Source organism: Kitasatospora sp. NPDC017646 (assembly GCF_044329365.1).
Classification (GTDB): domain Bacteria; phylum Actinomycetota; class Actinomycetes; order Streptomycetales; family Streptomycetaceae; genus Kitasatospora.
This window is the reverse complement of record NZ_JBIRJC010000056.1, coordinates 20,104-33,713: the sequence shown is the minus strand read 5'-3', so window position 1 is coordinate 33,713 and position 13,610 is coordinate 20,104. Positions and strand designations below refer to the sequence as shown.

Here is a 13,610-nt window from a genome sequence, read left to right as displayed (position 1 = left end):
GCGGGCCTGACCCCGGCGCACGCCGCGGGCAACGTCCCCGTGGTGGTGACCACCCCCGGTGGATCGGCGAGTGTTCCAGGCGGCTTCACCTACCTCTCGTCCGCGCCGCCGGTCGTCACCACGCCCATAACTCCGGTGGTCAGCATCCCGGCCGGCGGTGGCGTGTTCACCATCACGGGCACCGACCTCACGGGTGCGACCGTGACCTTCGGGGCCACCCCGGCGACGGTGACCACCAACACCGGTACCGTCATCACCGGCATCATCCCGGCCGGGACCCCGAGCACCACCGTCAACGTCACCGTGACCACCCCGGGTGGCACGGCGTCCGCCGGAACCATGACCTACACCGCCTGATCAACCCGGCGGCGCTGCCGGCCTTCGGACGACACTCCGAAGGCCGGCTCCGCCGTGGCACGCTGATCCTTTTCAGGGTGGGCACTGGCCGGGTGACAGCCCGGCACTCGGGGTGAGAGCCGAACGTCAGACGTGAGCCTTGCCTGGTGACGTGGACACCCTGACACTTGGATCTTGTCGATCCAGGAAGGGAAGTCCAGGTGGGACGTTCGTCCATGCCCGGTTCAGCGACGCACCACCCCGCCGAACACGGGGCCACGCCGGGCTGTTCCCGGTGGTGCGGCCGGGCGGCGACGAAGGCCGGCGGGCGGTCGGGGAAGCACCCGCGCCTGGAGATCGTGGACGCGATCCGCTACGTCGTGGACGCCGGCTGCAAGTGACGCGCGCTCCCGAAGGACACCTTTGGGCGGGGCCGGTCCCGTCAGAACCGGCTGCGCCGTACGACGGGCCGCGCGGGCCGGTACTGCTCGGCGCCGCGCAGTGCGAGTGCGGCGGTGCGGGTGCGCTCCAGCCGGTCACCGGTTCAGCGAGTGCGGCCGTCAGCGGCGGCGTCCCGCTGACGGGTGACCGTCCTGCGGGCCAGCAGGAGGGACAGTGCAGTGATGGCGGCCCACAGCGGTCCCATGAGGACGTGCAGAAGCCCCAGCCAGGCGACATCGCTCCAGCGGTACAGTGCCACCTGCGCGGCCAGGCTCGCGAGGCTCACCAGCGCGATCACGACGGTTGACACCGCGTAGAAGCGGTGCAGCACGCGGTTCGAGCGCCACCCCGGCGGGCCGCCCACCACTCTGTTGGCGACCAGCCCGGCCAGGGGGCGGTCGGCCGCGAGGGACAGCAGGCATGCCGCCGTCGCCACAGCCGGGAGCGCCATCGGGAGCAGGAAGAACCCTCGTGCCTGACCCGTCCAGGCGGCCACGCCCGCGCACGCCGTGGCCAGCAGGGCGCCGACGACCGCGTGCGGGACGTGCTGGCGGGCGCGCAGCCGCCACCCGAGGACGAGCACGGCGGTGACCGTCGCTGCGACGGAAGCGGAGCGCGGGCCGCCGCCCCCGTTGGCCGCCAGGAACACCAGGGTGGGGGTCCCTGTCACCGCCACGGCGGTGGCCGCCGTCCTGGCGCGTGGTGCGGCTCTCACGCCGGCCCGGCTTCGTCGTCGCGGCGGCGTAGGCCGGTCACTTTCGAGGACGGGAGGCGACCGGCCTTGGAAGTACCGGTGAGCGTGTCACCGTCGACGATGACGGTGAAGGTCAGGTCGAGTCGCACGGGCCGGGTGATGGACTGCTTCCAGGTGAGCCGGTGACCGTCGAGGACGATGTCCCGCAGGGGCAAGGTCTCACCCGTGCCTCGCGCGGTGCCGATCAACTCCCCTTCATGGGCGCGCAGTTCGACGACGGGTCGGACCCGCCCGATGGGCGTGGCGATGGTCAGGTCCCAAACACCCTGGATGTCGGTGGACATGAAGTAGCGTTTCCTTACTCGTGACGTGCGGGGGTGTGGAGCGTTCAGAAGGCGGCGGGCGCGGGACCGCCGGGGCGCCAGGGGGTGCCGCGGCGCTCGTGGGCGAACAACTCCTCGACGGCGTGGGCGATCTGCGGGCCCACTTCGCGTTCCAGCAGGTACAGGCCTAGGTCGAGTCCGGAGGTGACCCCGGCGGCGGTGACCAGGTCGCCGTCGTCGACGACGCGTGCGCGTACGGCGTGGGCGCCGGTCGCGTCGAGGAGGTCCAGGCCCAGGTGGTGGGTGGTCGCGTGGCGGTCCTGGAGCAGGCCGGCCATGGCCAGGACCAGCGCGCCGCCGCAGACCGTCGCCACGGTGATCCGCGGCTCCTCCATGGCGGCCTTGAGCAGCGCCCGCAGTTCGGAGTCCGACGCACGCGCCAGCCGGACCGCAACGGTGTCCTGCTGCTCGCCGTCGTCATCGGGGCCAGCAACGTCGTCGGGATCCCCGAGGCGTCCGGAAGCACCGGGCACGAGGACGACGCCGGGACGGCGGGGGTCGAGGAGGCCGGTGGTGCGCAGCGACAGGCCGCCGGTGCCGCTGACCACCTCTCTCGGGCCCTGGGCGCTGACCAGTTCCACGCTGACCGCACCCCCGGAGGCGGTTGCGCCGGCGTGGAGGACTTCGAACGGTGCGACGGCGTCGAGCGGGTCGAACCCGTCGAACAGCACGATCTGGGCGTGCATGTGAGCGCCTTTCATCGGGTGGGAAGCCGGGGATGACCGGCTTCGCCTCGATGCTAGGAGCGCGTGCGCACAGCGGGGACGGGCCCGAGTGACAGATTCCAACGGGATCTCGCCAGGAGCGCGCGCCGCCGCCCGGGACTGCTCGCCGGACGCGTGAGGGCACCGCGTCGACGCAGCTGCGACGCCCCTGCGGCCGGCGCAGGCCCCTCAGCTGCGCTCGCGGCTGCGGAAGGCCGCGCGGTAGCTGTGCGGGGTGGTGCCGGCAACTCGTTTGAAGCGCTCGCGGAAGGCGGTCGGGGAACCGAATCCGGTCTGGTCGGCTATGCGCTCGATGGTGTGGTCGGTGTTCTCCAGGAGGAACTGCGCCCGCCGGATCCGGGCCCGTAGCAGCCACTGCAGCGGTGTGGCGCCGGTCTGCTCACGGAACCGTCGGCTGAAGGTGCGCCCGCTCATACCGCTGCGACGGGCCATGAGGTCGAGCGTCAGCTCCTCATCGAGGTGCTCCTCCAACCAGGCGAGCACCGGTTCGAGGGTGGAACCCCGCGGAACCGGTGGCTGGGAATGGACGACGAACTGCGCCTGGCCCCCTTCGCGCTCCAGTGGGGCGACGGCCATCCGGGCCGCGTCGGCGGCCACCGCGGAGCCGAAGTCGCGGCGGATCATGTGCAGGCACAAGTCAAGCCCTGCCGAGGCGCCTGCGGAGGTGAGCAACTGCCCGTTGTCGACGTAGAGGACGTCGGGGCACACCTCTACCGCGGGGAAGCGCCGCGCCAGCTCGGCGGCGGCGACCCAGTGGGTGGTCGCCGCCAGCCCGTCGAGCAGTCCGGTCAGGGCGAGGTCGAAGGCGCCGGCGCAGATCGAGGCGATCCTGGTGCCCCGGGCCGCCGCCGCGCGCAGCGCCTCCAGCACCTCCTCACCCGGCGGGGGCGCAGCCTCCGCACGACCTGGCACGATTACGGTGTCGGCGTCGGCCAGCTCCTCCAGCCCCCAGGGGGCGGTGATCACGAATCCCGCAGCCGGGACCTGCGCCCCGGGTCCGCACACACGCACCCGGTAGGGGCGGCGCCCGTCCGGCATCCGGACCCGGGTGAACACCTCCAGTGGGGTGGCGAGGTCGAACGGGATGACCTGGTCGAGTGCCAGGACCGCAACGGTGTGCACGACGACTCCTCAACTTCCAACGGGGCAAGACGGCTCTGCCTGTCCTACGGTTCACGACGGCGTAGGTCAAAAGATCAGCGGGTCCGGCGTCGCGGGAAGTCTGATTAATCGTTGGCCTCGCTCGGTCGGCCCGTGTTTTCGTGGGGAGCGCCGGAATTGCCGGCAGCCCCTCAACCCACTGAGAGACGTCCCATGCGCTCCACCACCAACGCCCGCATCGCCGTCGTCGGCGCCGGCCTCGGCGGCCTCGCCTGTGCCCGCGTCCTGCACCGTAACGGCCGGTCGGTCACCGTCTTCGAACGCGAGGACTCCGCCGACGCCCGCCCCCAGGGCGGCAGCCTCGACATCCATTCCGGTACGGGACAGGTGGCATTGCGGGCGGCGGGTCTGATCGACGGATTCCGTGCTCTGGCCCGCCCGGAGAGCCAGGAGTGGCGCATACTCGACCCCGCCACCGCAGCCGTCCTGCCCGTCCCCGGGCCGCCCAGCCACGACGACGACAGCCCGGAGATCGACCGGGGCCAACTGCGGTCCCTCCTCCTGGACTCCCTCCCCGAGGGCACCGTCCGGTGGGGCCGCGCCGTGACCGCCGCCAGTGCGATCGGAGACGGCACCTGGCGGCTGCTGTTCGAGGACGGGAGCACGGAGGAAGCCGACCTGGTGATCGGCGCCGACGGTGCCTGGTCGCGCGTGCGCCCGTCCGTGTCCGACGCCACACCCGCCTACAGCGGCGTCACCTTCATCGAGACCGGCTTCACCGACTGCGACACCCGCCACCCCGCGCTGGCCGCCCTGGTCGGCAACGGCACCATGCTGGCGACCACCGGCGCCAAGGCCCTGCTGGCCCAGCGCAACGGCGAAGGCCACATCCGCGTCTACATCGCCTTCCGTGCACCGCAGGACTGGCAGGCAGCGGCGGGCGTGTCACTCGACGACGTCGAAGCCGTGCGCGCGCACCTGGTGAACCTGCTCGACGGCTGGGACGGGAGCCTGCTCGACTTCGTACGTCACAGCGAGGGCGGATTCATCGCCCGGCCCGTGTTCGTCCTGCCCGTCACGCACACCTGGGAGCACGCGCCCGGCCTCACTCTGCTGGGCGACGCCGCGCACCTGATGCCGCCCGTGGGCCTCGGCGCGAACCTCGCCATGCTCGACGGCAGCGACCTCGCCCACGCCCTCATCACCGAGAAGAGCATCGAGGACGCCGTCCTGGCCTACGAGAACGCCATGCTTCCCCGCTCGGCCCAAGCCGCCCAGGACTGCGCGAAAGCACTGGAGGAGATCCTTCCGCCGCAGGACGCCTGATCGGGCAGCGACGAGCAGAGCGGCCACCACGAAGGCCACTCCACCGCTGCAGCAGTCCTCCCGCTGCCCGGCGGAGTGGCAGGGTGGCAGGGTCAACGGGCAGCAGCGGACCCAGGGCCGTGCGCGGTCGGTGTTGGCCGTTGCGGACCACCAGCCGGCGGCCGGCTCCGTCCGTCTCGGCCGCCAACTCGGCTGTGTACTGGTCGACTTCTGTCTCCAGGGCGGCGGCGAGCATGCGCCGGGCTCCCTCGCGCACGATCTCGTCGACCAGGGAGCCGGACTCGGTGGAACCGTCGGCAGTGACTACGCTGAGCACTGGGCGTGCCTCCCGACCCGCGCTGCGAACGCGGGCCTGCTCGGTGACCATCACAGGATCATTCGCGAAGGTACGCCCTCCGCGTGCCCTTCCGGAACCGATCCACAAGTCCTGAGCATTGCTCGGCAGGTGATCCGAAACCGCTGCCGCAGAAACGGGGCTTGGGACGGCTGGTGAGCCATCGCCGGATTTCGGAGGAACACCTGCGCTGTTCTGCCAGCGGCAGAACAGCGGCCCGACCGGACTCGACGATCACTACAGTCCAGTCGCATGACGACGATGACAACGCGCACGGTCGAGTACCCGGCCGACGGTCTGACGATGATCGGGCACCTCGCACTCCCGGCCGGAGTCGATCGCCGGCCCGCGGTACTGCTCGGGCCAGAGGGCATGGGGCTCAGCGACGTCGAGCGCCGCCGGGCCGATGCTCTCGCCGAGCTGGGATACGTAGCGCTGGCCTTCGACCTTCACGGCGGGCGCTATTTGGGTGCCCCCGAGGAGATGCTGGCCCGTTGCATGCCGCTGCTCGCCGACCCCGACCGGATGAGGGGCATCGGTCATGCGGCGCTCGACGTGCTGCGCGCCGAGCCGCGGACCGACCCCGACCGGATCGCCGCCGTCGGCTACGGCACCGGGGGCGCCGTCGGGCTGGAACTCGGGCGCGACGGCGTCAACCTCCGCGCGATCGCGACGGTCAACGCGCTGACCACGGGCCGACCGGGCGAGGCGGCGCGCATCCGCTGCCCGGTGTGGGCCGGGGTCGGGTCGGAAGACCCGATCATGCCGCCCGCGCAACGGGACGCGTTCACCACCGAGATGCAGGCCGCCGGCGTCGACTGGCGCCTCGTGGTCTACGGCGGGGCCCTGCACGCCTTCCACCACCCGCCGGTCGACCACCCCGTGGTCCCCGGCGTCGGCTACCACCCACGGCACGCACAGCGAGCCTGGCACGACGTCGTCGACCTGCTTGACGAGTGCCTGACCGTAACGGAGTGACCTGGTCGACAACCGCGATTCCCGGCTGCGGACCAGGCCCGTCGACCGCCACCGGCTCCGGTGTCTCACCCTCGACACGGTCAGCGGCTGGCGGGATCGGCCTGCCGCCCGGGCCCGTACACCGGCGGACCGTCGTCGCTCCACCTGGAGTCAGAGAGGAACGCGTCGACGATCGCGCGCGCCATGGTGCGCCCTTCTCCGAGAAGATCGGACGACCACTCAGAACCGTCCATGGTTTGAGGAAGAGCTGGCCCCCCGGCACATGGTGCGTGAACCGGCGGGTCCGGACGGTGCAACGGGCCGCGGCGCCAGCCGGCACGTGCAGCGTGCCGACGCCGCCGTAGGACTCCGGGAGGCAGCCTTCCACGACGGCCACGCCCTGGGCGACGCTCAGCGGCCCCGCCGCCGGAGTCAGATCCACCGCGTCGGCGGTCAGCTCGGAACGCCGGAACCCCGCTTCAACGGCGTCCTGCTCACCGAGCGTCAGCCTCGCCTCGGTGTGGGTGCGGGCTTCCGCGTACCCCCAGCCCGGGGCGGAACACTCCGCGTCGGCGTACACGTGGATCGGCGCCGCGTGCTCAACCTCCGGCCGGCAGAACTCCTTCGGCTGCGGCGGCCCGGGCCGATCGGACTCGCGCGGGTCGGTCCACACCCGCACCCGGCAGCAGCCAAGCGCCGTCCACTCGACGCCGTTCAGCTCGTGGATCCCCTCGTCCGGGACGTCCCGGACGGTCGTGCAGGAGGCGCCGAGGATGCCGTGGGGAAGCAGCGTGCCCGGGATCGCCTCGACGTAGCTGCGCGGCCCCTGCGGCATCGCCCACCTCCCGTCAGGAAGTAGCGGCGCACAGCCGGGCCCGCCCGCGGCGCATCACCTCCCGCCGCCAGCTCGCTGCCGTCCTCGGCCAGGCGACGTAGCGGGCTCGTCCAACCGACCGCGTGCGTGTGGTGTTCGGGAGGTCGACCGATCGTGCGGGGCCGCTGCCGCCGCAGGTCTCGGTAGCCGTCTTCGCGGGGATTAGGCAGTCGCCTAGGTGACTTTCGCCGATGAGGGGGCGGGGCCGGTCGGACGAGACTCGAGCCCATGAAGAACACGCCCCCGGGCATCGACCGGGCCGCTCCGGTCGTCGCCCGTCGTGAACTGCCGATCAGTGCCTCGGCCACCGCTGTCTGGGACCTGCTGACCTCCGTGCCCGGCTGGCCGGCCTGGCAGCCGGACATCGCCGAGGCCCGGGCGCTGACCCCGTTGACGCCGGGCGCTGTGTTCCACTGGCGGACCGCCGGACTGGACATCACCTCCACGGTGTACGCGGTCGAGGCGCCCCGCCTGGTCCTGTGGGGCGGTCCGTCCCAGGGCATCACCGCCATCCATCAGTGGACGCTCACGCCTCGGGCAGGAGCGACCCTCGTCGCCACGGAGGAGTCCTGGGACGGCGCGTCCGTGCGAGCCGATCCCGCAGGCATCGGGCAGGCGCTCGACCAGTCCCTGCTCCAGTGGCTCCTCCACCTGAAGTCAGCCGCCGAACGCGCCCCGCGCTGAACGGCGCCGCACGCGCCCCCGCGCTGAACGCCGCCGCCTTCCCCGTCCCCCACCGGCCCGTCAGGACTCCCCATGCGCAAACCGCCTCCCGGCGCCGTCCTCGCGGTACTGGCCGCCGGCCAGTTCACCGTCATGCTCGGTACCTCCATCGTCAACGTGGCGCTGCCGCAGATCCGTGGCGGCGTCGGCCTTTCCGACGCCGCCACCACCTGGGTGGTCAACGCCTACGGCCTGGCCTTCGGCGCGCTGCTGCTGGCCGGCGGGCGCGCCGCCGACCTGCTGGGCCGACGCCGGGTGCTGCTCGTCGGTCTGGGGACGTTCGGGGCCGCCTCCGCCACCGCCGCACTGGCCGCCTCGCCCGGTGTACTCATCGCCGCCCGCGCCGCGCAGGGCGCCGGTGCGGCGGCTATCGCCCCCGCCGCCCTCGCCCTGGCCATGGGCCTCCATCCGCCAGGTCCCGGCCGGAACAGGGCACTCGCGGTCTGGGGCGCGGTCTCCGGTGCGGGGGGTGCGGCGGGAGTGGTCCTCGGGGGGCTCCTGACCCAGGCGTGGGGCTGGCCCTGGATCTTTCACGCCGTGGCGATCGGTACGGTCGCGGTCCTGGCGGCGACGGTCATGGTCGTCCCGTCCGCCGCTCCCGCGGACAGGGCCGGCTTCGACCTCGCCGGCACCGCCGCCAGTGCCCTGTCCCTGACCGCCCTGGTGTGGGGCCTGACCACGGCCCGCCGGGCCGGCTGGACCGACACCCGGGTCCTGGCCGCGTTCGTCGCCGCCGCCGCACTCGCGCTGGTCTTCCTCCGGATCGAGCGCGGCGTCCCGGCCCCGCTGGTTCCCCCACGCCTGTTCGCCGGCGGGAAGGTGGCGGCCGGGAACCTGCTGATGGCCCTGTTCGGCTCGACGTGGATCGCCCTGTTCTATTTCCTTCCGCTCTACCAGCAGCAGGTCCTCGGCGAAGACCCGCTGACCACCGGGGTCGGCCAACTCCCCCTGGCGGCAGCCAACATGGCCGGTGCCGCACTCGCCCCCGCCCTCGCCCGACGGGTCGGCAACCGGGGCGCGGTGGTCGGGGCCCTGCTGACCGAGGCGGCCGGGATGCTGTGGCTCTCCCGGATCAGCGCCGACGGCGGCTTCCTGACCGACGTCCTCGGACCCAGTGTTCTCGTCGGAGTCGGTCTGAGCATCGCGTTCGTGCAGCTGACCGCCCTGTCCGTCGAGGGCGTCGCCGGGGCGGACGCGGGCCTGGCGGGCGGGCTGGTCAACACCACCCGCCAGGTGGGCGGCGCCGTCGGGCTCGCCGTCCTCGCGACCGTCGCAGGAACCGTCACCGCGCACGCCACTGGCCACCAGTCCCACCCGGAGGCGCTGACCTCCGGCTACCGCACCGCCTTCGCCGCCTCCGCCGCCGTCCTGGCCGCCGCCGCCCTGCTCGCGGCCCGCCTGACCCGGCGCACCGCCACCGACCCCGCCGCCACCCCGGGCCCCGCGCCCCGGACCGTCGTCCCCGGCCGGCACTGACCACCCGATCCACCACCACTCCCCCAGCACACCGACCGAAAGGAACACCGCCATGACCACCATCGACGAGGCCGCGCCCGTCATCGTCCGCCTGTCCACCGAGATCGACGCCCCGCTGGACCGGGTGTGGACCCTTCACACCGGCATCGGCGACTGGCCGGTGTGGAACACCGACATCGACCAGGCTCGCCTGGACGGCCCGCTCGCCGAGGGCACCTCGTTCACCTGGCGCACCCACGGGCTGGACATCACCTCCACCATCCACGAGCTGGTGCCCGGCGCCCGGATCGTCTGGGGCGGCCCCGCGCACGGCATCGACGGCGTCCACGTGTGGACCTTCGAGCGCACCGGCGACCGGGTGCTCGTGAGCACCGAGGAGTCCTGGAGCGGCGCCCCCGTGGAGGCCGACGCCGACCAGCTCGGCGCCGCCCTGCGCGCCTCCCTGGAGAACTGGCTCACCTGCCTGAAGAACCGCGCCGAGCGGCGCGCCTGACGATCCGTCGCATCGATCCGGCCGCCGTCCGGCCCGCTCCCCTGCACCACCGCACCGAGACCCTGAGGAACCGACCATGACCGACAAGCCCTTTCTGACCGGCCACTACACCCCCGTCGCCGACGAGCTGACCGCCACCGAGCTGACCGTCGAGGGCACCCTGCCGCCCGAGCTGACCGGTCGCCTGGTCCGCAACAGCCACAACCCGAAGCCCGGCGTCACCCCCACCCACTGGTTCAAAGGCAGCGGCATGGTGCACGGCGTCCGGCTGCGCGAGGGCCGCGCCGAGTGGTACCGCAACCGCTGGGTACGCACCCCCGCGCTGGACGGCGCGCCGTACATGACCGAGAACGGCCCGGACCTGACCGCCTCCACCGCCGGCACCCACGTCATCGAGCACGGCGGCCGACTGCTCGCCCTGTGCGAGGCCAACTTCCCCTTCGAGCTCACCAGGGACCTGGAGACGGTCGGCCCGTTCGACTTCGACGGCAAGCTGCGCAGCGCGATGACCGCGCACCCCAAGAGCGACCCGGTCACCGGCGAGCTGCACTTCTTCGGCTCCTCGCCCTTCCCGCCGTTCCTGGTGTACCACGTCGCCGACGCCGACGGGCACATCACCCACAGCGCGGAGGTCCCCAGCGCCACCGCCTCCCTGAAGCACGACTTCGCGCTCACCCGCAACCACGTGGTCTTCGTCGAGGGAACCGTCACCTTCGACCCCACCGAGCACTCCGGCATCCCCTACTCCTGGCAGGACGCGCAGCCCGCCCGGATCGGTGTCATGCCGCGCGGGCCGCAGGGCGCCGCCGCCGTCCGCTGGTTCCCGATCGAGCCGGGGAACATGCTGCACGTCGCCAACGCCTACGAGGACGCCGACGGCCGCATCGTGCTGGAGGGCCCGACCGTCGACCGCGAGGGCTTCCAGCTGTCCTGGAACTGGTGGGTCGGCGCTCCCGGCCGCAGCAGCGAGCCCAACGCCCGCTCCTACAACCGTCGGTGGGTCGTCGACCTGGCCGCCGGCCGCGTGGAGGAGCGCGTGATCGACGACCTCCCCATCGAGTTCCCCACCCTCAACGAGGACTACCTCGGCCTGGAGAACCGCTACCAGTACGCGATCTCCTTCCCCGACCAGGACGGCTTCGGCGGGTACGGCGTCGTCAAGTACGACCGCCGCACCGGGGAGCGGCGCATCCACCAGGCCGGCGACGCCCGGCTGCCCAGCGAGGCGGTGTTCGTCCCCGCGGCCGGCGGCACCCGGGAGGACGACGGCTACCTGCTGACCGTGGTCTCCGACCTCAAGCAGGACGCCTCCCAGCTGCTCGTCCTGGACGCCGCCGGCCTCGACCGGATCGCCACCGTCCACCTCCCGCGGCGGGTGACCGCCGGCATCCACGGCTCCTGGATCCCCGACGGCACCCTGTGACGAACACTGCGGAACGGCCACCGCCCCGGCGACGCCCAACGCCGTCCTGGCCTGACCCGCAGCCACCTGCTACGCCGCGTCCGCTCCGTCCCGCAGCAGGACGGAGCGGACGATGCGCATCAGCCGCTCGCCCGCGTGCCCGACGCTGCCGTTCTGGGCGCTCACCTGGGCTCCTTCGAGGAGGAAGGTGAGCTCCGCGGCAGCCTCGTCCGGGTCGGGTAGCCCGGCCCGGGCGCACAGGTCGGTAAGACGGCGCAGCTGGCCGGCCTTGTGGGCCTCGATCAGCCGGCGCGCCGGGTGAGTGCGGTCGGGCAGCTCCGCGAGGGAGTTGATGAACGGGCAGCCCCGGTGGGAGAGCCCCGGAAGCCCGTCGGCGATGAACCGGGCCATGCCCAGGATCTGCTCCCGAGGCTCGTCGGGGTGCTGCTGCGCCAGCCGGTCGAACACGGCGGTGTAGTCCGCGGCGACGATCCGCAGCCACTCCTCGACCAGCGCGTCCTTGGTCGCGAAGTGCCGGTACAGCGCCATCTTGGTGGTCGAGGCCCGGTCGGCGATCGCCTGGACGCCGACCGCCTTGATCCCCTCGCGTGAGAAGAGTTCCTCCGCCGCGTCGAGGATCCGCTCCCGGGGCGGCAGTTTGGCCACCCGGCTCTGCCTGCTGACTCTGTCCACGGCGTCCACGGCGGCAATGCTACGGTACCGACCAGTCCTTTGCGATACCGATCGGTCTCATCAGATACCGATCGGTATAGCGAATCGGATGTCGAGCCTCCCGAGCGGAACGGAACGGACGAAGATGAAGCTCTCCGAGTACGCGACCTACGACGGCATCGGCCTGGCCGAGCTGGTGGCCCGCGGCGAGGTGACCACCGCGGAACTCGCCGCGACCGCCCAGCTGGCGTCCGACGCGGTGAATCCGCAGCTCAACGCCGTCGTGGAGACCTGGCCCGCCGAGGACGCACCGACTCCCGGCAGCACGCCGCTGGCCGGGGTGCCCTTCCTGATCAAGGACCTCGCCGTCGCGATGGCCGGCAAGCGCACCGAGCTGGGCAGCCGGCTCGCCGCGGGGAACGTCGCCGGGGCCGACTCCTCGCTCATGGCCCGCTTCCGCCGCGCCGGACTGGTGACGCTCGGACGCACGGCAACCCCGGAGTTCGCGTACAGCACCACCACCGAAGGCGTCCTGTACGGCGCCACCCGCAACCCCTGGGACCCGGCCCGCAGCCCCGGCGGCTCCAGCGGGGGCTCCGGCGCCGCCGTCGCCGCGGGCATCGTCCCGCTCGCGCACGCCACGGACGCGGCGGGCTCCATCCGCGTCCCCGCCGCCGCCAACGGCCTGTTCGGACTGAAGCCGACCCGCGGCCGGACATCCATGGGCCCCGACGCGGACGAGGTCTTCAACGGGCTCGCCGTCCACGGCGTCCTCAGCCGCTCGGTGCGCGACAGCGCCGCGCTGCTGGACCTCGTCCACGGCCCCGAGGCCGGCGACCCCTACACGGCCCCGCAGCCGGAGCGGCCCTACGCGCAGGAGGTCACCCGCTCGCCCGGCAGTCTGCGGATCGGGCTCGTCACGCAGCCCTGGGGCGGCCGGGCCGTCGACGGCGCCGTCCTCGACGCCACGCTGCGCGCCGCCCGACTCGCCGAGTCACTGGGACACCGCGTGACCGAGGTCAGCGTCGAACTCGGCGTCGACTGGGAGGAGTTCGTCCTGGCCAACGCCCGCCTCTGGAGCACCAACCTGGCGACCTGGATCGACGGCTTCGCCGCAGCCTTCGGACGGCCCGTAGACTCCACCACCCTGGAACCCGAGACGCTGGCAAGCTACGCCTACGGACAGCGGGTCGGCGGGGCCGAGTTCGTCCACGCACTGGCGATGCGCAACAACGTCGCGCGCGCGATCGGCCGGTACTTCACCGGCCACGACCTGCTGCTGACGCCGACCCTGCCCGAACTGCCGGTCCCGCTGGGCACGTACGCCGCGGGGGCCGAGGGCGCAGACGGCCTCGGCTGGATCCGGCAGGTCTTCCACCGCTCACCGTTCACCGCCGCGTTCAACGTGGCCGGCACCCCGGCGATGTCCGTCCCGCTGGAGAGCGACCCCGCGAGCGGACTCCCCATCGGCATCCAGTTCGCCGCGGGGTACGGGCGCGAGGACCTGCTCTTCCGGCTCGCCGGGCAGTTGGAGCAGGCCGCCCCCTGGGCGCTGCGGACCCCCGCTGTCTGGGCGGGCGCGCGGCAGACCACCTGAGCTCAGCCCGCCCCGTGCTCGGTCTGCGAGTGCAGCGCGTCGAAGGTGACCGAAGTGTCGGCGAGGCCGAGCGGCG

Annotated in this window: 14 protein-coding genes; 9 read left to right on the top strand and 5 right to left on the bottom strand. The window is 72.8% G+C overall.

Annotation, left to right across the window (positions count from 1 at the left end):
- Positions 1-357 (top strand): IPT/TIG domain-containing protein (locus ACH4J0_RS38930; RefSeq protein WP_396245927.1); only part of this gene is annotated, 357 nt, incomplete at its 5' end.
- A gap of 215 nt (positions 358-572) precedes the next feature.
- Complete coding sequence (locus ACH4J0_RS38925; protein ID WP_396245929.1) at positions 573-737, top strand: hypothetical protein; 165 nt, start codon at positions 573-575, stop codon at positions 735-737.
- A 143-nt stretch (positions 738-880) separates the two neighbouring features.
- Here the strand turns inward: ACH4J0_RS38925 and ACH4J0_RS38920 are convergent, their stop codons facing one another.
- From ACH4J0_RS38920 to ACH4J0_RS38905, 4 genes are all read right to left on the bottom strand, one after another.
- Complete coding sequence (locus ACH4J0_RS38920; RefSeq protein WP_396245926.1) at positions 881-1,492, bottom strand: DUF3159 domain-containing protein; 612 nt, start codon at positions 1,490-1,492, stop codon at positions 881-883.
- Positions 1,489-1,815, bottom strand: a complete 327-nt coding sequence (locus tag ACH4J0_RS38915; protein WP_396245925.1) for a hypothetical protein — start codon at positions 1,813-1,815, stop codon at positions 1,489-1,491. Before ACH4J0_RS38915 ends, ACH4J0_RS38920 begins: the two co-directional genes overlap by 4 nt.
- A gap of 44 nt (positions 1,816-1,859) precedes the next feature.
- Positions 1,860-2,540 carry a DJ-1/PfpI family protein gene (locus tag ACH4J0_RS38910; protein WP_396245924.1) on the bottom strand — a complete coding sequence of 227 codons (681 nt, stop codon included), beginning with the start codon at positions 2,538-2,540 and terminating at the stop codon, positions 1,860-1,862.
- A gap of 207 nt (positions 2,541-2,747) precedes the next feature.
- Complete coding sequence (locus ACH4J0_RS38905) at positions 2,748-3,701, bottom strand: GlxA family transcriptional regulator (protein WP_396245923.1); 954 nt, start codon at positions 3,699-3,701, stop codon at positions 2,748-2,750.
- 192 nt (positions 3,702-3,893) lie between these two features.
- Between ACH4J0_RS38905 and ACH4J0_RS38900 the strand changes: the two genes are divergently transcribed.
- From ACH4J0_RS38900 to ACH4J0_RS38875, 6 genes are all read left to right on the top strand, one after another.
- Positions 3,894-5,006, top strand: a complete 1,113-nt coding sequence (locus ACH4J0_RS38900) for an FAD-dependent oxidoreductase (RefSeq protein ID WP_396245922.1) — start codon at positions 3,894-3,896, stop codon at positions 5,004-5,006.
- A 586-nt stretch (positions 5,007-5,592) separates the two neighbouring features.
- Positions 5,593-6,318, top strand: coding sequence for a dienelactone hydrolase family protein (locus ACH4J0_RS38895; RefSeq protein ID WP_396245921.1), 726 nt, complete (start codon positions 5,593-5,595; stop codon positions 6,316-6,318).
- Between the two features lie 1,081 nt (positions 6,319-7,399).
- Positions 7,400-7,855 (top strand): SRPBCC family protein, encoded by a 456-nt coding sequence (locus tag ACH4J0_RS38890; RefSeq protein ID WP_396245920.1) that lies wholly within the window; start codon positions 7,400-7,402, stop codon positions 7,853-7,855.
- A 72-nt stretch (positions 7,856-7,927) separates the two neighbouring features.
- Positions 7,928-9,370, top strand: coding sequence for an MFS transporter (locus tag ACH4J0_RS38885; RefSeq protein ID WP_396245919.1), 1,443 nt, complete (start codon positions 7,928-7,930; stop codon positions 9,368-9,370).
- A gap of 52 nt (positions 9,371-9,422) precedes the next feature.
- A complete protein-coding gene (locus ACH4J0_RS38880) occupies positions 9,423-9,863 on the top strand; it encodes an SRPBCC family protein (protein WP_396245918.1) in 441 nt (146 codons plus the stop codon).
- Between the two features lie 76 nt (positions 9,864-9,939).
- Positions 9,940-11,286 (top strand): carotenoid oxygenase family protein, encoded by a 1,347-nt coding sequence (locus ACH4J0_RS38875; RefSeq protein ID WP_396245917.1) that lies wholly within the window; start codon positions 9,940-9,942, stop codon positions 11,284-11,286.
- Between the two features lie 69 nt (positions 11,287-11,355).
- Here ACH4J0_RS38875 and ACH4J0_RS38870 read toward each other — a convergent pair whose 3' ends face one another.
- Complete coding sequence (locus ACH4J0_RS38870; protein WP_396245928.1) at positions 11,356-11,958, bottom strand: TetR/AcrR family transcriptional regulator; 603 nt, start codon at positions 11,956-11,958, stop codon at positions 11,356-11,358.
- Positions 11,959-12,082: 124 nt separating this feature from the next.
- Here ACH4J0_RS38870 and ACH4J0_RS38865 point away from each other — a divergent pair, with 124 nt between their 5' ends.
- Entirely contained in the window at positions 12,083-13,534 is a 1,452-nt protein-coding gene (locus ACH4J0_RS38865) for an amidase (protein ID WP_396245916.1), read from the top strand.
- The last annotated feature ends 76 nt before the right edge of the window (positions 13,535-13,610 follow it).